The 17,488-nt window shown below is 65.7% G+C and carries 21 protein-coding genes; 1 reads left to right on the forward strand and 20 read right to left on the reverse strand.

All coding sequences use genetic code 11. From position 1 onward, the window contains the following. Positions 1–65: 65 nt before the first annotated feature. The 10 genes from PKF00_RS18775 to PKF00_RS18820 all read right to left on the reverse strand — a co-directional run bounded on the left by PKF00_RS18775 (position 66) and on the right by PKF00_RS18820 (position 7,356). The gene (locus PKF00_RS18775; RefSeq protein ID WP_271218852.1) at positions 66–1,253 is read right to left on the reverse strand and encodes a tyrosine-type recombinase/integrase; all 1,188 of its coding nucleotides are present in this window, start codon (positions 1,251–1,253) and stop codon (positions 66–68) included. Next, entirely contained in the window at positions 1,253–1,507 is a 255-nt protein-coding gene (locus PKF00_RS18780; protein WP_271218853.1) for an excisionase family DNA-binding protein, read from the reverse strand. The genes PKF00_RS18775 and PKF00_RS18780 overlap by 1 nt, the downstream gene beginning before the upstream one ends. Continuing rightward, entirely contained in the window at positions 1,504–3,219 is a 1,716-nt protein-coding gene (locus PKF00_RS18785; RefSeq protein WP_344930431.1) for a replication initiator, read from the reverse strand. The genes PKF00_RS18780 and PKF00_RS18785 overlap by 4 nt, the downstream gene beginning before the upstream one ends. Then, positions 3,216–3,410: a hypothetical protein gene (locus PKF00_RS18790; RefSeq protein WP_271218854.1), complete on the reverse strand. Its 195-nt coding sequence runs from the start codon at positions 3,408–3,410 to the stop codon at positions 3,216–3,218. The genes PKF00_RS18785 and PKF00_RS18790 overlap by 4 nt, the downstream gene beginning before the upstream one ends. Further along, positions 3,410–4,849: an FtsK/SpoIIIE domain-containing protein gene (locus PKF00_RS18795; RefSeq protein ID WP_271218855.1), complete on the reverse strand. Its 1,440-nt coding sequence runs from the start codon at positions 4,847–4,849 to the stop codon at positions 3,410–3,412. Before PKF00_RS18795 ends, PKF00_RS18790 begins: the two co-directional genes overlap by 1 nt. A 79-nt stretch (positions 4,850–4,928) precedes the next feature. Then, positions 4,929–5,243 (reverse strand): hypothetical protein, encoded by a 315-nt coding sequence (locus tag PKF00_RS18800; RefSeq protein WP_271218856.1) that lies wholly within the window; start codon positions 5,241–5,243, stop codon positions 4,929–4,931. Next, positions 5,240–5,512: a hypothetical protein gene (locus PKF00_RS18805; protein WP_271218857.1), complete on the reverse strand. Its 273-nt coding sequence runs from the start codon at positions 5,510–5,512 to the stop codon at positions 5,240–5,242. The genes PKF00_RS18800 and PKF00_RS18805 overlap by 4 nt, the downstream gene beginning before the upstream one ends. Further along, positions 5,512–5,943, reverse strand: a complete 432-nt coding sequence (locus tag PKF00_RS18810; RefSeq protein WP_271218858.1) for a plasmid replication, integration and excision activator — start codon at positions 5,941–5,943, stop codon at positions 5,512–5,514. Before PKF00_RS18810 ends, PKF00_RS18805 begins: the two co-directional genes overlap by 1 nt. Before the next feature lie 111 nt (positions 5,944–6,054). Beyond that, positions 6,055–6,786 (reverse strand): GntR family transcriptional regulator, encoded by a 732-nt coding sequence (locus tag PKF00_RS18815; protein ID WP_271218859.1) that lies wholly within the window; start codon positions 6,784–6,786, stop codon positions 6,055–6,057. Between the two features lie 264 nt (positions 6,787–7,050). Further along, positions 7,051–7,356, reverse strand: a complete 306-nt coding sequence (locus PKF00_RS18820) for a hypothetical protein (protein WP_271218860.1) — start codon at positions 7,354–7,356, stop codon at positions 7,051–7,053. A gap of 349 nt (positions 7,357–7,705) precedes the next feature. Here PKF00_RS18820 and PKF00_RS18825 point away from each other — a divergent pair, with 349 nt between their 5' ends. Next, positions 7,706–8,995, forward strand: coding sequence for an NsdA family TPR-like regulatory protein (locus tag PKF00_RS18825; protein ID WP_271218861.1), 1,290 nt, complete (start codon positions 7,706–7,708; stop codon positions 8,993–8,995). A 156-nt stretch (positions 8,996–9,151) separates the two neighbouring features. On the opposite strand, the gene PKF00_RS18830 is transcribed toward PKF00_RS18825, so the two are convergent. From PKF00_RS18830 to PKF00_RS18875, 10 genes are all read right to left on the reverse strand, one after another. Beyond that, entirely contained in the window at positions 9,152–10,306 is a 1,155-nt protein-coding gene (locus tag PKF00_RS18830; protein WP_271218862.1) for a sensor histidine kinase, read from the reverse strand. A 325-nt stretch (positions 10,307–10,631) separates the two neighbouring features. Continuing rightward, positions 10,632–10,937, reverse strand: a complete 306-nt coding sequence (locus PKF00_RS18835) for a hypothetical protein (RefSeq protein WP_271218863.1) — start codon at positions 10,935–10,937, stop codon at positions 10,632–10,634. 328 nt (positions 10,938–11,265) lie between these two features. Next, positions 11,266–11,778 (reverse strand): hypothetical protein, encoded by a 513-nt coding sequence (locus PKF00_RS18840; RefSeq protein ID WP_271218864.1) that lies wholly within the window; start codon positions 11,776–11,778, stop codon positions 11,266–11,268. Between the two features lie 259 nt (positions 11,779–12,037). Further along, complete coding sequence (locus tag PKF00_RS18845; protein WP_271218865.1) at positions 12,038–12,463, reverse strand: type II toxin-antitoxin system VapC family toxin; 426 nt, start codon at positions 12,461–12,463, stop codon at positions 12,038–12,040. Beyond that, on the reverse strand, positions 12,460–12,705 hold the full coding sequence (locus tag PKF00_RS18850) for a hypothetical protein (RefSeq protein ID WP_271218866.1): 246 nt from the start codon (positions 12,703–12,705) through the stop codon (positions 12,460–12,462). The genes PKF00_RS18845 and PKF00_RS18850 overlap by 4 nt, the downstream gene beginning before the upstream one ends. Before the next feature lie 422 nt (positions 12,706–13,127). Continuing rightward, complete coding sequence (locus tag PKF00_RS18855) at positions 13,128–13,484, reverse strand: helix-turn-helix domain-containing protein (protein WP_271218867.1); 357 nt, start codon at positions 13,482–13,484, stop codon at positions 13,128–13,130. Then, positions 13,481–13,762, reverse strand: a complete 282-nt coding sequence (locus tag PKF00_RS18860; RefSeq protein WP_271218868.1) for a type II toxin-antitoxin system RelE/ParE family toxin — start codon at positions 13,760–13,762, stop codon at positions 13,481–13,483. Before PKF00_RS18860 ends, PKF00_RS18855 begins: the two co-directional genes overlap by 4 nt. 455 nt (positions 13,763–14,217) lie before the next feature. Beyond that, positions 14,218–14,841 (reverse strand): hypothetical protein, encoded by a 624-nt coding sequence (locus PKF00_RS18865; RefSeq protein ID WP_271218869.1) that lies wholly within the window; start codon positions 14,839–14,841, stop codon positions 14,218–14,220. A 138-nt stretch (positions 14,842–14,979) separates the two neighbouring features. After that, on the reverse strand, positions 14,980–15,579 hold the full coding sequence (locus PKF00_RS18870; RefSeq protein ID WP_271218870.1) for a DUF1707 SHOCT-like domain-containing protein: 600 nt from the start codon (positions 15,577–15,579) through the stop codon (positions 14,980–14,982). 1,044 nt (positions 15,580–16,623) lie between these two features. Beyond that, positions 16,624–16,995: a hypothetical protein gene (locus PKF00_RS18875; protein WP_271218871.1), complete on the reverse strand. Its 372-nt coding sequence runs from the start codon at positions 16,993–16,995 to the stop codon at positions 16,624–16,626. Positions 16,996–17,488: the final 493 nt, after the last annotated feature.

Consider the following 17,488-nt stretch of genomic DNA (forward strand, 5'->3'; position numbering starts at 1 on the left):
GTCAGGGACATCTTCCCAACCTGGCTTTCGATCTTTCCGGGCTCCATTCCGACCTTCCGTGCCCGTTACGTGCCCGATCCCTCCTGACCTCCCTTGCCGAGAGCCTCCTGGGCGAGCCTGCCCATGCCATCGGCGATCTTCCGATCCCGGTCCCCCTCGGTGTGCAGGTAGATCAGCGCGGCCCGCGTGGTCGAGTGGCCCATACGGTTCATCAGCTCCCGGAGCGTGGCACCGGACTGGGAGGCGAAGGTGTTTCCCGTGTGACGCAAATCATGGAAGTGGACTCCGGTCAGGCCCGCCTCCTTGAGCGCCTTGGCCCACGGCCGAGTGAAGGTCGACCTCCGCAGCATGGCCCCCTTCGCCCCGAGGAAGACAAAGGCCTCATCACCATCTCCAACGTAAGTGCCCAGGTAGACGCGAAGCTCCGAGACCACTACCTCGGGCAGTGCCACCGTGCGCGTGCCTGCCGCCGACTTGGGCGGCCCAATGGTCACCGATCCGTCCTTGAGTTCGGTGGTGGAGGCCACGATCCGCACCGTCCCCGCCTTCAGATCGATGTACCTGCGTCGCAGCGCCGCCAGCTCACCCCAGCGCAGACTGCCGAAAGTGGCCAGGAGCACCAGCGCCCGAAACCGAGGCTCGATCGCGTCGGCCAAGGCGAAGACCTGCCTCACGGTCAGCGTCGGCCGTTCGGGGGACTCCTCCTTGCCGCCGCCCCTGATCTGGCATGGGTTGGACTTGATCATCTTGTCTTCCACCGCCGTGTTCATGATCGCCTTGAGCAGCCGATACGCCTTGGCCACGGTCACCGGCCCGACTCCCCCGTCCAGGAGCGCCTTGCGCCATTTGCGCACGTGAGCGGCCTTGATCTCACCGACGGTGCAGTTGCCGAACGTCAGCACCAGGTGGAGGCGGAACAACCCCTCATAGAGCTGCATTGTCTTGGGTCGCAGGCCAGGGCGCTCGTTCACCCAGTCGGAGCCGTACTCCTTGAACGACACCTTCCCGAGGTCCGGGTTGCTCCAGTCCTCGGCGAGGATCTCCGCTTCCTTCTTGGTCAGCCACACCTCGGCATCGCGCTTGGTCGCGAAGGTCTCCGGAGCCGCCCTGTCGATGTCGTCCGGCCCCTTGTAGCGAGCCTGGAACCGGCCCGAGGGCAGTTGCCGAACACGGCCGAAGCGTCTCTTGGTCGGTTTGCTCTTGGCCGTACGCCGGGGCTCTTCCTCGGGAGTGTCGAGTGCGGTCCTGGCCATCACGCGGCCCTCCTGCGTCGTGTGGTGGTGATCGGTTCGACGAGCCCAGCCGCGACGAACGCCTCCAGGGCGGCCTCGGGGATCCGAACGTTGCGCCCGACATGGACGAAGGCGATCCGCCGCTCTTCGATCAGGCGGCGGGGGAAACGGACCGTGGTGTTCAACCGCTCGGCCGCCTCCTCGACGGTCAGCAGCTTGCCTTGCGCCCAGTCCGGGAGGGGCGAGACGGACTCTCGCATGGTTTTCCTGATCATGCCGCCACTCCCATCTCTGAAGTTGCCGAAAGATCTGGGAGGGGTCTGCCTTCCGCTCTGGCTCGGAGTTCGTCCAGCCGGGCGCGGGTCCGTTGCCGGTTGGCCACACCACGCAACAGCCGTACGGCCAGCGGAGTCCGGGCCGGGTCGGAGGAGGAGACCGGCCGCCAGATATAGCGGTTCGGATCGGTCTCGGTCTCGTCGGGCAGCCCGAGCATGTCGAGCACCCAAGCCCGGCGGTCCTGCTTGTGCTCCCGCAGCGTCTTGTTCGACCACTTGCGGGAGACCAGGACACGGCGGCCCGCGTAGCCGAGGTGTTCGGCCTTGTGCGCCTTGGACCGGCACCGGCCTGGGACCATGCCCGCCTTGGCCCCCTTGGGCTGCACGCCGTACCGGAGCCAGTTCGCGCAGGCAGGCGAGCAGGGTTCGTAACGCAGCGCCTCGACCAGACGGGCGGCGTGGTCACGGCGTGCCCGGTCGCCGGGCTCGTCGGGATCGAGGGTGTCACCGAGGCTCTTGGTGAGGTACTTGGTCAGGTAGCCGATGCGCTTGTGGGCATCCGGCGAGCCCGCGATGACACCCTGAACGTCGACCTGAGCCCCGAAGCGCACCACGTGCAGGGGCGCGGCCTCCTCGTGCTGGTCGAGCCGGTCGAGTGCCTCCTCCCAGGTGGGCAGCAGTTCCCCCGTGGCCGGGTCGAGGTAGTCGCCGGCCTGCCCATCGGGAGACAACTCGTTCCGCTCCATCCAGACCGGCAGGTGATCGCCCTCGAAGCGGACCTTGTCCACAGCAGGCCACCACAGCTGGTGATACGTGGCTGCTGCGATGGCCTTGATCTCCGCGCGTGGCAGAGTCCCGCGGATCGCCATGTGGAGATGAGGCGCGAACCTCTTCTGCGGCTCCACAGTGGCGAAGTACTGCACGTCATAGCCCGCCACCCGCCTCAAGTTCTGCACGAACCGGTCGACCAGCTTGGAGAAGTGCAGGGCATCCCGAGCAGCGCGGGCATAGTCATAGGTGGAGGGATCAACCGGCACACCCTGACCGGACCGGATCTTGCCGTAGGACGGCAGGGTGAGTGTGACGAACAGCGACGGCCGATACACCTTCCCATCCGGAGCCGCGAAGGTCCGGCCGAGGGTGGTGTTCTGCCGTGCCCGCCGAGGCAGATCCGGCGCATCCTGCCGACGCCGAGTGGAACGAGAACGCCGAGGCGCGGCCCGGCCGCCCAGGACGTTGCCCCGCATGCCAGCGGCGTTGATCTCCGCGTCGATGCCCGCGATGACCTCGTCCCAGTCGGCGGTGTCCTCACCCTCACGTTCGGCCTGATCACGCTTGGCCTGCACGTCGGCCCGGAACTCGATCAGCCACCGCTGGTCGTCCGTGCTGGGGTGCGGCTCGGCGACCGGCTCGGCCTCCAGGTGCCAGCCCTCTCGGCATTGGGCCATGCGCAGTTGCTTGTTCCGCGTGGCGCACGGCGGACACTTGACCTCGCTGGTCGCCCCGCACGGAACGTCGAACGTCTCGCTCCTGCCGGTGTGAGTGTCGAAGCGGCGCAGCTCTATCGGGCGGATGCAGACGCCGTTGAGCTTGGCGACCTCCACCGCCACGTCCAGAGCCAGCGGCAGCGTGTCGCGGACGACGCGGGGAAGCGTGCGGTCGGCCCCGTTGGGTGGAGCCGTGGGGGTGGACGGATGGGTGGTGTCGATCACGCGGTCTCCTTCCTGTCGAGCACGTCGGCGTGGAGGCGGTAGGCGTCACCGTGGGGGTCCTTACGCAGTCGGGCGGTGTTCAGGTCGACGGTCACGACCACTTCGGCGAGGTCGGAGCCGTCGAAGGTGCGCAGCCGCCGGAAGGGAAGGGCGTCGATCTCGTCGGCGGTGCCGTGGATGACGATTTTCATCAGGCCACCTCCGGTAGGGGCAGCGTGTCCGCGCCGAACACGGCGACCATGTCGCGGATGTCGTCATCGGAGACATAGGCCGCGCGAACCCGGATCGGATCCGGCGAGGTCTCCAACCGCACGTAGGCGACGCCCGCCCCCTGCTCCGGTCGAGGCGAGATCAGGTCGGCCAGCGCGCCCCGATCCCGCGCGCCGTCGCCGAGGACCATGTCCACCTGCTCGGACTCGTCCAGCCGGAGCGCGATCTTGTCGGGGAACAGGTTGCGGATGCTGAGCACGTCCTTGCGCGGGTCCTGGAGAGCGGCCAGCACCCCGACCCCGACCGCGCGGCCCTGCGTGGTGAGCGTCGCCAGTGCGGCGGAGATCCGCAGTCTGAGCCCCTTGTCCGGCTGGTAGGCGGTCAGGAACGCCACCTCGTCGACCACGACCAGGACGAACGGGTCGTCCGCGGTAGGGATGTGGTTGCGGCGGACCCCGGCGAAGCGGCCCGCCCGCTCCTGCATGACCTTCACGGCCGCTTCCAGCAGCTCGGCGCAGGCGGCCGGCTCAGCGGCGTACCGGTCGCCGAACAGGTCGCGCCCGAAGGACAGCTCCATGAGCTTGGGGTCCAGCGCCCAGACCTCGACCAGCCCAGCCTGTACGGCGGGCAGCAGCCCTCGAACGGTCGACCAGATGATCGACCCCTTGCCGGAACCGGTGGCCCCGGCGACCAGGACATGAGTGCCGTGGACTCTGAGCCGCCACGGGGTGCCGTCCTCACACCGGCCGATCTCCACCGGCCCGACCGACGCGGCGGCCGAGATCGGTACGGCGGACATCGGCACCGCCAGTGGATCACTGCGCGGGAAGGTCAGCAGCAGACGCCCCGCGCGAGTGACCGTCACCCGGCAGGACGCGGCCCCGAACCCGTGCGCCAGATGCTCGGTACGGTCGGCCCAGTCGGTGACGGCCTGCCCGGTGAGCATCCGGACCTCGACCAGGTCGGCCCACGAGGTGCAGGTGACCTTGACCAGCCGGGGCAGACAGTCGCGGCCGTCGAGGTGACGGGCCAGACCAGAGACGACCATCACCGGCTGCCAGTGCCGCCGGTAGACCCACACCAGCCGCCAGAAAGCCAGCAGCCGCCAGCCCACCAGACGCCGGAACGAGCCCCGATCGACCAACCCCCAGACGGCCGGGACTGCGACCAGCAGGGCGACGACACCGAGGCCGTACGGCCAGCCGTACAGGGTCCAGATCACGCCGGGAACGGCGACGACGGCCGAGGCGATCGGGTGCCGCCACAGCAGCCGTCCCAGTCCGGCGACCGTACGCCAGATGAAGACGAGCAGGGTGAGCAGCGCCGGAGTACGGACGACGGCCGGACGGAAGACAACGGCGGTGTCGGGCGTGGTGGAGACAAGGCGTTGTGCCTCGTCGCCGGGCAGTTTTTTGAACATAGGCTTGAGCCCTCTCTTGATTCGCGTCAGGGAGAAAGGGGGCCGCCGGAAGGACCAGTTCCAGCGGCCCCACCTCATGTCAGGCCGCGTTCTCGTCGGCCTGGTCGGGGTCGGGTGACCGGTTGGCGTGCAAGCGCTCGCACTCGTCCCGGTAGCGCGTGGCGGCGTCCGCGATCTCCCGAGCCAAGGCCAGGTCAGCAGCGGTGACCGGCCCGCCTCCGGTGGTGGAGATCGACAACTCACCCTCAGTGCTGCCGAAGCACAGGTAGGGCCGGATGCCGTGGACGTTCAGCGCCATGACCGAAAGGTCGGCGGTGTGGAAGGAGACACTGAGCCGGGTGTTTCCCTCATGGATCGACGCAGTGACGTAGCTGTACGGCTGGTAGTCGCTCATGCCGCGACTCCCCTGCCGTTGGCGAGACCGTGGAAGGAGCGCTCGACCGAGCGGGCGAATCGGTGAGCCTCACTGGCGAGCTCGCGGGCGAAGTCGACGTCGGAGGCGGTGACCAGGTCGCCGGCCGAGGTAGTGACCAGGACCGAGAGGGCTCCGAAGTCGAGAGCCAGGATCGGGGTCCGGGCCGGGTAGGGGTGGTTGGTCGCGCGAGCCCCACGACCCGTGTTCAGGGTGATGGTGCTGATGCGGTGTGTTCTTCTACGTGCCATCAGGCGGCGTCCTTTTCGGTAGCGGTGTTCTTCTTGGTGGAGACAGGGGCGGAGCCGGTACGGGGAGCGCGCATCGCGCGGACCTTGATCGAGTAGGCGAGGCGTCCAGCGCCGTTGACGTACGGGGTCACGGTGACGTTGTCGAACTCGACCGGCGTGAACGGCGAGTCGGGCAGCGGGGCCGGGGGAACCGGCTGGACGGTGGACAGGATCTTGACCGCCACGGTCTTCTGTCCGGCCTTGACGGTGGGGTCGGCGTCCATGACGGCGACCTGCCAGATGGGGTCTCCGGTGGTCTTGTCGCGGGACTGGACGAAGCGGCCGTTGGTGGAGGCGTCGAAGTCCTTGACGGGTTCGACGTCGCCGACGACGTAGCAGCCGTGCGGGAAGACCTGGTCGAAGCTGACGGGGATGAGGCCTTGCAGAGCCATGACAGCACTCCTCTGTCGTCTGACAGGCACTTAACCTGTCATGTGCTTCGAGGATAAGAAAGCCCGCTTGGTAGGTCAAGTACCTAAGCGGGCTCGCGTGGTGAGACTCTGCTATCCGATCGGATAGGCGTCCTCCAGCTCGTGGCGATCGGCCGGGAGCAGCACTTCCGCCACCGCCAGCGCCTGGCCCGAGGCGTCCCGAACCGCCCCGTAGACCGCCAGCAGTGGCGTGTTCTTCGGCATGCCGAGCTGCTTGGCCTCGTCGGCCGTGGGCATCCGCGCGGTGATCTGCTCCACGACGTGATCGAACCGCACCCCCTTACGGGCCTGGAGATGTTCCCGCAGCCCCTGGGGAAGCGAGTCCGCGCTCGTCAGGTCGCTGCCCTCGGACAGCTCAAGTGGCACCCACACCGAGACGACCTCGGCCGGCCTCCCCTCCCGGCTGACCAGACGTCGCCGCAGGAACGCCTTGCTCTTCGGAGCCAGGCCGAGCAAGGTCGCGACCCGGTTGGGTACGGCCACGGCCGCGGCTTCGACCACCTCACCGGAAGACGCGCTCTCCGGAGCGGTCAGATACGCCTGCCCCGGCCGAGGCCGTTCGACCGAGGCCACCGCCGGACGACCGCGCACGAACCGCCCCTTGCCCTGCTGGGACTCGATCCACCCTTGTTCCCGCAGGACTCGCAGAGCGGCGACCACGGTGGGCCGGGAGACGCCGAACTCGTTGATGAGCTGGTTCTCGCTGGGCAGCATGGAGCCCGGAGGGTAGTCCCCCGACTCGATGCGCCGCTGTAGCGCCTGGACAAGTTGCGCGTACTTCGGCGGTACGGACTCTAGCGACATAACGACCGTCCATCACCCAACAGGTTGTTTTACCAAGCTAGAGCGTAACTTGGCTTTCCTCCCCTGTCACGCGTTCGAGGAGGGCGAGACCAGAGAAAAGAACGATCCCGGCAGACAGGAGCGGGGGAAAGGGCATGCGGTTACCGGGGGCGGGCTGCATGCGTCCGCTCTGCTGTCTGCCGGGACGGTGAGAGGCGCGACGGGACAGGGGTAACGCTCCCCGGCCCCCTCCAGACCCAGGGGACCCTGCCCCGCCGCGCCCGTCTATCGGCCGACGTAATCGGCCAAGACCTGTGCCGCGCCATCCAGATCGTTCACCGAATGGCGCCTTTCGGCGGACTGCCAGGAAAAGTAGGCACCGCCGTATCCGACGAACACCCACACCGGCATCCCCACGTCGGGACGGGGGATCATCAGCGCGGTGACGTTGTCGCGCAGCTCGGCTCGCACCCCGCGACGCAGCAGTGCGTCCTGCAGCAGGGTGAGGAGGACGGCTTCACTCTGTTCTTGTGGCTCTTCGTGAGGACCGACTTGTGGGGGGACGGCGGCGGCCTGAGGAGGTGGGTTCACGTCACGCTCCCTTCGCCCCGGCCGCTTCCGAGGCAGTCGAGACATTCCTGTTCTCCGTACGTCTCTTGATCACTGCCGCTCTCGCCGATGAGGAGGGCACGGCGCGAGCTGCGCAGCTTGGTCCCCCGCCCCCGGCAAAAGGGGCAGGGCATTTCTTCGCTGGACTCGTCTGGCCGGGTCACCGTCGCCATCTCCTCGATTTCGATCCACGCTCCCTGCGGCGGAAGGCGGGCTGACGTACCGTGGTTGCTTGATGACAAGTCCACCGGCAAACCGGAGACAGCAGGACCCCTGAAAGGCCCCCCTTCATTCCCCCCTCTTGAGCCCCCAGCCGGGAGGAAGGCCCCAGATGCCCGACTACATCCCCAACGTTCAGCTCAGGGCGTGGCGTAACGAGCACCTGCTGACCCGCGCTGAAATGGCCGAGCAGATCAACGCCACCTCGATCGGCATCGCCGAACGCCTGGTGTGCGATGAGGAACGTATCCGCCGCTGGGAGGCTGGAGAGGTTTCCTGGCCACATGCTGCCTACCGGCTGGCCCTCACCCAGCGGACCGGCCTGCAACCGGAAGATCTGGGATTCCGCCCGAACCGGCGCGGTCAGAACCGTCTCGTCGAGGCGACCGTGATGCCCGTGGACGCCCTCCGCGCCGAGGCCGACCTGTACGGCACGATGGAGCTGGCCCAGCAACTCCAAGCCTCCGATGTCGGAACCGGAACCCTGGAAGCCCTCGCCGAGGCCGTCGACCTACTGTGCCGCGCCTACCCCGTAGTCCCCGCCGCCACCCTGCGCGACCGCACCCAGAAACGCCTCGCCCAGATCAACGGCCTCCTCGCTGGACGCATCACGCTCGACCAGCACCGCGAACTCCTGGTCATCACTGGCTGGCTGACCGCGCTGCTCGGATGCGTCCACTACGACCTGGGCGAGCGGGAGGAGGCCGAGACCGCCCGCCGTACCGCCTATGAGATGGGCCGCCAGGTCGGCCACGGCGAACTCATGGCCTGGGCCTACGAGATGAGCGCCTGGTTCGCCCTGGTCGAGGGCCGCTACGAAGACGTCGTCATCGCCGCCCGCACCGGCCAGGCCGTAGCCGGCCACTCCAGCGCCATGGTCCAACTGACCTTGCAGGAAGCCCGCGGCCTGGCCCGCATCGGCAACCGCCGCGACGCAGACAAGGCTCTCACCCGCGGAGCCGACATCCTGGCCAAACTCCCACTGCCCACCAACCCGGACCACCACTTCGTGTTCGACCACGCCAAGTGGGTCTTCTACGCCGCCACCGCCTACACCTGGCTCGAAGACAACGACCGCGCCGAGGAACACGCCCTGGAAACCATCCAGATGCACACCCGCCCCGACGGCACCTCCAACGCCCCAATGCGGGTAGCCGACGCCCACATCGACCTCGGCATCATCCACGCCCGCCGCGGCGACCTCGACGCAGCAGTGGAACAAGGCATGGCCGCCTTCGACATCGACCGCCGATCCCTCACCGACCTCGTCCACCGAGCTGGAGACCTTGACCGAGTTCTATACCAGCGCTACCGGCGTGAAGCCCTTGCCGATGAGTTTCATGAGCGTCATATAACTGCCCGCCGAGCACTCGCCGCCCACCGCCCCGACCTTCTTGATTAAGCCACTCCAGCTAGAGAAATCACAGAAACATAAAACCGCATCCTAGAGACTTTATATTCAGCCATTCCATGCAGGATGCATCCCAAGATATCGAGTGATCCTCTGCATACAAAGCAGCTAGGCGCTGGACTAGACAGCCAGACTCATTACATCCCTTCAGAAGGGCACTTCGCTGTCCCATGGAGAACGGGGGTGCGACGCCAAGCGATAAGCGTGAAACAACGCCCTTCCTGCAGCAAGAGCTTCCTGGAGCGAGTCCTGATCCACCCAGGGCTTGCCACCCATATGACTCTCCCAGTCCTCATCAAATCGAGAAACAGGAATAGTATACCCAGCCGGATCGAGACTCGTGATACCGCTCATCGTTACCACCCATTGAGGAGGGCAAAACTGAACGAGAGGCGCGAGCTCGTGAAGCGCAACCTTTCCATTGATCGACCACTGATGGCCGATATCAAGCAGGTCATGTAGGTCAGAAAATAGTCTTAAAGAACCAAAGGACTTGTCTCCCGGATACCGACCAATGGACTGAAGAAGTTCACCAAGGCTTACGAGTAGATCCGTGGCACTCTCACCTGGGTACCACCCCAGCTCCTCCTTCGACTCACCTGAAGGCGTCTCAACAAATAAAACAATCACCCCTGCGCCATACTCTTCTTGATCTGTAGCGAAACGAACATAAACATCCCCTCCTGGAACATAGACGCGAGGACCAACGGGAGCCACTATTCCCAATTTTGATGCTCGGTTAATAGCAGCGAACATCTCTTCCTGCTTAGGGTCCACTCCGACAGCACTGAAGATCTTAGAATCTTCTGAACGTTTAGCAGCAAGCCGCGCTACAACAGCGTCAGAGAGTTCTTCCCGGGTCAGCCGCAGATCGTCTTGCGTTTTTGTAATCTCTCCTTCTAGCCGAGCGACATCGGAAGTCACCTCGGCCTGACGCTCCTCTATTTGAGCCTGGCGTTCCGCAGCAACATCTTGCCGCTTACGGACATCATCAAGCCTCCGTTCTACGCCCCAACCAATCAAGAGTAGAGGAAGGAAGAGAACCAGGCCCGTGCCAACATTGACTAGAACGCCTGACAACCAACTGTCGCCGCGCCACACCGACGACATGTACACACAGACACCGCCTGCGATAACGGCTATCGTCGCCAGCGCCCCCCAGCGGGTCCTTATCAGCCTTCGTATCATCCCGACGATGAGTCCTTCCTGATCAATATCGCGAATCCTAAGCGAGGCAACCGACGTTTGTCTCAACGATGACACCCACGGGCGCGTTCCCAGCTTCAGGCGTCCCGTCCGCATGACCAGCAGCTATATTGCTGCGCCGTTTCTGCATGGGGGTGTCAAGCATCAAGCGAAGCCAGAGTGTCAACCATCAAGCGAGACAGGACAATCGAGCCTGGGCTTGCCTTGCCGAATTGTTCTTGTAGGGATCAAGCGCGGCAGCGCGGCGCGCCGCCGCACGGCCCGCCGCCCGAACGCCGCCCGAGCGTGCGGCGTGGGCGCCGGTCTCGGCCGGCGGCGGGACCACGGGCCGCCCACCGCACCGCTCGCGCGCCGTACTCGACCATCGGCCACCGCACCGGGCCGCGCCGCCGCCTCCCTACTTGAGAGCCATCCCTGATGTTCAACGCCGCTGCTGCCACCACGGCCACTCGGGTGAGGCGTGCGGGTCTGGCGACGTCCGGGCGAGGAACCGCCTGTCGATAGGAAGGATCAAGGCGTACAGATACGGCCTGGCCCAGCGTGGCAAGGCGGTGAGCGCCTGTTCGAGCCGCTGGCGTGGCGCGTCTCCGCAGCACTCAGGACACATGCACCCGGGACCGATCCGGTCGACACTGCCGGGAACGACCGCCTGCATCCAGGCCAGCAGCGCCCCGGCTACCGTGCCCGGCCGCATCCGAGTGTGCTCCAGCGCGATCACCGCGGCCATGGGCCGACGTCCGAGACCGGGAACCTGATGGATCGAAGCTCTGTGGGTTGCGCACACCGATCCCCGCGCGCGAACCTCCGAAGGGCGCCTACGCGGCATGGCCCTTTCTGATCAACGTCATGAGCCGATGATCGCACGCCAAGAAGAGAAGCTCCAGACCCGGCCCGTTGGACTGCCGCCCTCACGATCGCCCGGCGGTGGCCGATCTCCGTACGTGGTCGGGGGCGATCGACGGTCCGGGGTTTCGTACCTCAACCCCGGACCACCGCATTACATAGAGACGGCCGTTGACCAGCTAATGTAGCCCGACCCGGATGAGCCGTACCCGCTACGCACCGAGCCGCTGGCGTATGTACCGGTGATCGGGAGGCCCGAACTCCAGGCCATTCTCGTCAAGGGCGTTGTAGATCGTCACCCGGCCGTTCGGAAAGACGAAGCTGAGAGCCACCATCCCCTGGGCCATGTCCTCCCCCACCCACTCGAGAAGCTCCACGGCCCGCAGCCGCTGCCCCTCCAAAACGGCCAGTTCACCGGGCACACCGTCTCGCCATGCCAGCCGGAACTCTTCGCCCCAGTCCACCGGCTGAGCCGGATCAACGGTGTTCCACGTGATTGAGACCTCGTCGAACTTCGTGTGAACGATCTCGACCTGCTCGCCCTCGAAGTCCAGCAGAACCAGACCGTCGGCGAACCACACGTCATCGTCGAGATCCCACACCAGCAGGGCCCGGGTCAGCCTCCGGCCTTCCAGCATGGCCAGCCTCCGGCCATGAGCGGCGGTGACAGCCGAACGTCCCGTCAGCCACACCGGACTGTAACCAGATACCCCGTAGTCCCACATCCAGCGATGATCCCAATAACGATGCCAGGAGGTCACACCCTTATGAATCACCTCCTCAGCCGTACCACCGGTGAGGACAGACCCGCGTCCGTGCCCGTTGCGTGCCCGTCAGGAGGGGGATCAAGGGAGACTCACGGGGAACCACGGTCACTCACCCCCCTCCCCTGCAGGTCAGCGTCTTCCTAGCTCAGCGACCAAGCGCGATAGAGACTTCCCAAGCTGACAGCGCGGGTTCGATTCCCGTCACCCGCTCCCATCTTCAAGCAAGCACCTCCGGCAGCAGTCTGAACGCTGGCACATGCCGAGGGCGGATCAGGCTGAAGTCTCGTCGGTCGATCGTTGCGATTTGGGTGATGCCCAAGCGCTCCGCGATGGCGACCACGGACACGTCAGCCGGGTCAAGACGAGCGTCCTTGTAGAGCCGGACGAGTTCGGCCATGCGCCGCACATCAGCGGGAAGCAGATCGACCAGCTCGAATTCTTCAGTGACCAGATCAAGGAACTGCGCATGTACGGCAGGACCCATGTGCCTGTTGATCGTCCAACCGGCTTCAATCAAGATCGTTGACGGCAGGAGCAGCGGCCCCTCCAACTCCTCAAGAAGCCGCACGCACGAGGCATGGTGCTTGTCGTCTCGATCGACAGCAGCGATCAAAGGACCGGTGTCCAGGAGTGTGGCGCTCACACTGAGCGATTGAACCGCTCCGCCAGCAGATCTTCGACCCGTTCCGACAGATCACCCTCACCGGACGCGCCGAGCCCAGCGATCGACAGCCGACGACGCCGAACCGGCTCAGACGGCTCCCCATCGGCCGCCCCAGCCAGTTCTGGATCTGTCTTGACCAAGCGCAGGAGCCGACGCGCCTGGTCCGGCGACAGCCGATCCACCAGGTGATGAAGCTCCTCATAAGCATGCCCGGCGCTCATGCCCACGAGTCTACGCAAGCCGTTCTGCTTGCGGCAGCGTCACACGTGCTCAAAGACTCCAGTACAACCAGCATCGCTACTCTCCAGATCGGCGCGGGTTTCTCGACATCGAGCTTTCGTGCCAGATCCGTGCCAGAACAGGCGGAGAACCCCGGTCATCCACGGGGACTCACGGGGAACCGCACCCCGTCTACCTGCATCCCTGCTCTCCCAGCTCAGACCATCCACACCAGCAGCCGATTCCCAAGCTGACAGCGCGGGTTCGATTCCCGTCACCCGCTCCAACATCGAATGCCCAGCTCAAGAATGTGATCTAGAGCTGATCCTTCCGCGTTCCCCTGGCGCTGACGACTCCTCAGACCGCTACCGCGGAAGGAGAAGCGGAAGCCTACGGACTGAGCCTCGAAGCGGCCGCCTGAAACTCATGCGGTCGCGAGCTGTCGGTGATGCACCGTTAGAGGCTCGATTTCAGTGGTGTCGTCGTCGACGACGAGCTCGACGCGGAACCGAACCCCCATTGCCGCACCGAGGCGCAGCAGGGTCGCTATATCCGGGATACCGCCGCCGCCCTCGATGCGAGACAGGGCGGGTTGGGACATCCCGGAGCGCTCCGCTACGACCTTCTGAGACAAGCCTCGGCGCTTACGGATCTCACGCAACTGGTCTCCGAGCTCTAGGTCACGGCCTGCCTGCTCGTATTCGGGGTGAGGCTGCGCATCCGCTTCCATCTCGCGCAGACGCTTCGCCTTGTAGGTTTCCCAACGGCTGTGACCCATCATGCGCTCCTCTCGAACACGTGCGTGGTGGTTAGGTCGTGCTCTGCCTCACACCGCTTCTTAGCAGCGATCGCTCGGGCGATGTCGGCGGTCTGCGTCCCGTCCTGTGTCTTGCGGAAGACCGTCAGGATCACGATCACCTTGTTGGATGGCTTCCAGAAGGTCAACCGCCAGGTCGTGCGGTCGAGAGAAACACGCAGCTCGTGCACACCTTCGGCATCCTTCAGCTTCTTCACGTGATCCCCGTCAGGGATGCCGCCAGTGACGAGATAGTCGTCCACGTTCCGCATAACCCGCTAGTAGAGCGGAAAAGAAAGTCCGTCCAGCCAAGACTCCACCTCCGGCTCTAGGTCGATCCCCCACTGAGGCATACCATCAATAGTATATGCACTCGATGGTAACCCGTAGCGGGAACGAATACCAGGTCTACCTCGGCGTCCACTTCTCGACCTTGGCTGCTCGTGCAGATCCTCCCGGCGGCGTTGATCGCGTGCCAGCTCCGTGCCAGAACAGGCGGGGAGCCTCGGTCATCCACGGGGACTCACGGGGAACCGCACCCCGTCTACCTGCATCCCTGTTTTCCCAGCTCAGGCCACCAACGCCAGCAGCCGATTCCCAAGCTGACAGCGCGGGTTCGATTCCCGTCACCCGCTCCACCCATGAAGGCCCAGGTCACGGACGATTTCCGGACCGGGCCTTGTTTGTTTCCTGAGACGTTTCTCACTCGCGTGCCAGATCAGTTGATCTTGCCCTCGATGAGGTGCTCGTCCTCCCCAGACCTGACCCCTTCCTTTTCCCTGGACCTGAGCCCCTCCTTGACGATCTCCCCGAGGACGTCGGCGACAGCCCGGTCCCTGTTCTTCGCCGCATGCAGGTAGGCCATCGCCGTCACCTCGATCCGGACCGTCTGAGCGTCGAGATGACACCGTCGCAGGGCCGCCGGCCACCCCACCATAGGCTGCCGAACGTCGCCAGGAACCCTGGAGCGCAGCAGCATGGAGGTACGGCAGCCGCCAGCCCGAAGACCTCCGCCACGGCCGACACGGCCGCTCTTCCGGACGCTCCACCCGGCACTCTTGATCCGGCGCGGATTCTTCTTGATCAGCTCGTCCTCCACGGCGGAGTTCGGGATGTCGCGCAGCAGCTGGTACGCCTCGGCCAATGTGGACGCACCGGAACCGGCCTCGCCGAGAAGCGTGGTGCACCGCTGCCGGACGCGCCGAACGGTGATCTCCGACAAGAACCGGTCCCCGAGCGCCGGATCGATGCGCAACCGCAGCAGGCCCTCGTACAGCTGGGCCGTCGGATCACCCCCGCACACGCAGGGCAGACGGCCGTTCCGGAGACTCCTCCTTGCCACCGCTCGGACCATTCCCACGCGGGGTGTTCCTCGCGCAGGGGCAGGTTCATGCCCGGGGAAAGCGTCGGCCCCGCGCCTGCGGGTGTCGCCTTGGCGCCAGGCCACGGGAGGCGGAGGGAGTACGCCGGGTCCCGCGGCTCACCGTTGCTGGTTGCGCCTCAGTTTCCGGCGTTCCCAGCTGTTGGAGTGGCGGACGACCACGCCCCCCGGGCCGCCGGTGCCGCTGACGCGGACCAGCGGTGTCCCCGGAAGCCGGGTCGGGGTGACCTTGTCCTTCAGGCCACCGAGGCCCGGATCCATCGCACTGGTCTCCGCGACCCAGCCGTCGGGGATGACAACCGTGACGCCGCCCGCCTGGCCGTGCACTTCCAGCTCGATCTCGGGCAGGTGGCAGTCGACCTGGGTGAAGTCGAGCTTGGCACCGCCCATGCCGCCGTAGGCGACTATCTTCGCGGGCACCTGCCAGTATCCGGCACGTGTCGCGCCGCTGAGGCCTCCCTTGATGACCAGCGGCTCTTTCGGGACCGAGGAAACCTCGGAGGGAAGATCCGCCGTAAGAGGGGTCAGATCGGCGTAGGTTCTGGCAGTCAGCGCCCGGTCGAGCCGCGCGTCCAGCTCGGTGAGGTCGAGCCGTCCTTCGGCCGCCGCCTTGCTCAGCCTCTCCACCACCGCCTCGCGTTCGGCGTGGGAGACGCGCAGCTCGTTGCGGCTGACGGGTTCTGGGAGCTCGCCGGTCATACAACCGATGATACGGAGGAAACGGGGGGCGATCATCGCTCTCCGCCTGCCGGATCGGCCCTTGGCCCACGCCTCACCGACGACTCACACCGCCGGGCAGGACGTTCCCCCGCCGAGCAAGAAGCCACTCGAAATGCCGTGCACACGACGCGGGCAGCGGCCTCCGTTCCACTCATGCCGGCCACGTCACACCTGCTCGCCCCTACTGGACAGAAGCTCCGCGGCCACTGAGAAGGAAGTGCCTTGACTCAGCTTCGCAAACCTGGCCGTCCGCGGAAAGATCATCGGTGTGTCCACGTGGGCACACCGGGCCGGCAAGAGTCGGCAGAACCCCGCAGAACCTGCTCCAACCCCATCGCCGCGAGCAGCGAAAACGGCAAACCTGCAGGTGAGAACCCTCTTACCTGTCCGGTTCGATTCCCGTCACCCGCTCTCATTACGAAAAGCCAGGTCAGGGAGATCTTCCCGACCTGGCTTTCGATCTTTCCGGGCTCCATTCCGGCCTTCCGTGCCCGTTCCGTGCCCGATCCCTCCTGACCTCCAAAGCTCCAAGATCACCACCTCGGGCAGGGCAACCGTGCGCGTTCCGGCGGCGGACTTGAGCGGCCCGATGGTGACCGATCCGTCCTTGAGTTCGGTGGTGGAGGCCACGACCCGCACCGTCCCCGCCTCCAGGTCGATGTACCTGCGTCGCAGCGCCGCCAGCTCACCCCACCGCAGACTGCCGAAAGTTGCCAGGAGCACCAACGCCCGGAACCGAGGTTCGATCGCGTCGGCCAGGGCGAAGAGGCGTCGCAGACGCCCACCACGGTCGGGACCTCAGGCGGCACCGGACTCGGGCTCGGCCTTCTGACCGCCCCCCTGGCTGAGCGCCGTGACAAGGGTGCAGGTCAGGCCGGGCACGGCCCGGACCAGGGCGCCGGGACCAGGCAGGGGCGGCAGGGTGGCGGACTGGGCTGCGGTGAAGGCCTGGACGAAGACGTGAACAGCGGCCGGGGGGACGACGACCGGGCAGGGTCGCCGTCCCTGATGATCACCGGAAGTTCAGAGGATCCTGATCTTTGTGAAGCTGACCCCGCCCGGGTTGTTCGGGAAGGTGAAGCGGGTCCACTTGTTGATCCCGCCCTCAGGCTGCCACCTACCGTCCCCGTACCACTGGACACGGTTGTTGCCGGTCCAGATTTCATGAAGCCACTCACTCGCGGCCCAGTTGTCCAAATTCGCCTCTCCGCTGTTGGCGAAACATACTTCATGGCTCTGACCTGGCGTTTCGTGGTACTTCACCGAGGCGAAGTCGCTGCGGCCGCATGGGACTTCATCGATCGCGAAGGCGGGTGTTGCGGGGATGGCCAGCGCTGCCGCTGCCGCGGCAGCGGCAGCGGCCACAGTGAGGGCTCTGCGGAGCGTTGATGTCATGAGGGTTCCTCCTTGCATCAGGAGTGGACGAGACCGTCGCCCACTGGGGTGCCGCGATCTGGCTTCGCGGTTGACCGTGATTGTCAGCCGCTGATGAGAAAGGTAGAAGTGAAGGGCCTTGTCCCGAATCACCCCGTGGCGGACATTGCGTGTAGCTCATATGAGGGACAAGCGCGGTGCCGAGCCGGACGACGTGGTCGCCGAAAGACCGCACTGGGGGTACGCCCGAAGCATGAGCGAACACAGGCCCACCTCATGGGACCAGCGAGCCAAGGCGCGCGTCATGTCCGCTGCGGCGAAGAATCGGGCTCCAGATCGAGAAGACGACCTACTACGGCCTCCACGACTACAACGAGCGCATTGAGGATTGGGACTACGGCGACTGGCACCACCCCGTAATGGGAGTGGAGCTGACCATGACGGGACCAGGCAGCCAATCGCGGGAGCGCAGATCCTTTGGGACGAGGCAATCGGAGACCTGGGCCCGGCGCAA

It is taken from the genome of Streptosporangium carneum (assembly GCF_027922005.1).
Lineage (GTDB): Bacteria > Actinomycetota > Actinomycetes > Streptosporangiales > Streptosporangiaceae > Streptosporangium > Streptosporangium carneum.

Coding starts and splice junctions, on each gene's coding strand:
- PKF00_RS18795 (WP_271218855.1), bottom strand. CDS start 4,849: ATGTTCAAAAAACTGCCCGGCGACGAGGCACAACGCCTTGTCTCCACC.
- PKF00_RS18850 (WP_271218866.1), bottom strand. CDS start 12,705: ATGAGCGCCGGGCATGCTTATGAGGAGCTTCATCACCTGGTGGATCGG.
- PKF00_RS18780 (WP_271218853.1), bottom strand. CDS start 1,507: ATGATCAGGAAAACCATGCGAGAGTCCGTCTCGCCCCTCCCGGACTGG.
- PKF00_RS18835 (WP_271218863.1), bottom strand. CDS start 10,937: ATGGCCGCGGTGATCGCGCTGGAGCACACTCGGATGCGGCCGGGCACG.
- PKF00_RS18805 (WP_271218857.1), bottom strand. CDS start 5,512: ATGGCACGTAGAAGAACACACCGCATCAGCACCATCACCCTGAACACG.
- PKF00_RS18830 (WP_271218862.1), bottom strand. CDS start 10,306: ATGCGGACGGGACGCCTGAAGCTGGGAACGCGCCCGTGGGTGTCATCG.
- PKF00_RS18810 (WP_271218858.1), bottom strand. CDS start 5,943: ATGGCTCTGCAAGGCCTCATCCCCGTCAGCTTCGACCAGGTCTTCCCG.
- PKF00_RS18775 (WP_271218852.1), bottom strand. CDS start 1,253: ATGGCCAGGACCGCACTCGACACTCCCGAGGAAGAGCCCCGGCGTACG.
- PKF00_RS18800 (WP_271218856.1), bottom strand. CDS start 5,243: ATGAGCGACTACCAGCCGTACAGCTACGTCACTGCGTCGATCCATGAG.
- PKF00_RS18825 (WP_271218861.1), top strand. CDS start 7,706: ATGCCCGACTACATCCCCAACGTTCAGCTCAGGGCGTGGCGTAACGAG.
- PKF00_RS18815 (WP_271218859.1), bottom strand. CDS start 6,786: ATGTCGCTAGAGTCCGTACCGCCGAAGTACGCGCAACTTGTCCAGGCG.
- PKF00_RS18855 (WP_271218867.1), bottom strand. CDS start 13,484: ATGATGGGTCACAGCCGTTGGGAAACCTACAAGGCGAAGCGTCTGCGC.
- PKF00_RS18840 (WP_271218864.1), bottom strand. CDS start 11,778: ATGTGGGACTACGGGGTATCTGGTTACAGTCCGGTGTGGCTGACGGGA.
- PKF00_RS18870 (WP_271218870.1), bottom strand. CDS start 15,579: ATGACCGGCGAGCTCCCAGAACCCGTCAGCCGCAACGAGCTGCGCGTC.
- PKF00_RS18790 (WP_271218854.1), bottom strand. CDS start 3,410: ATGAAAATCGTCATCCACGGCACCGCCGACGAGATCGACGCCCTTCCC.
- PKF00_RS18875 (WP_271218871.1), bottom strand. CDS start 16,995: ATGACATCAACGCTCCGCAGAGCCCTCACTGTGGCCGCTGCCGCTGCC.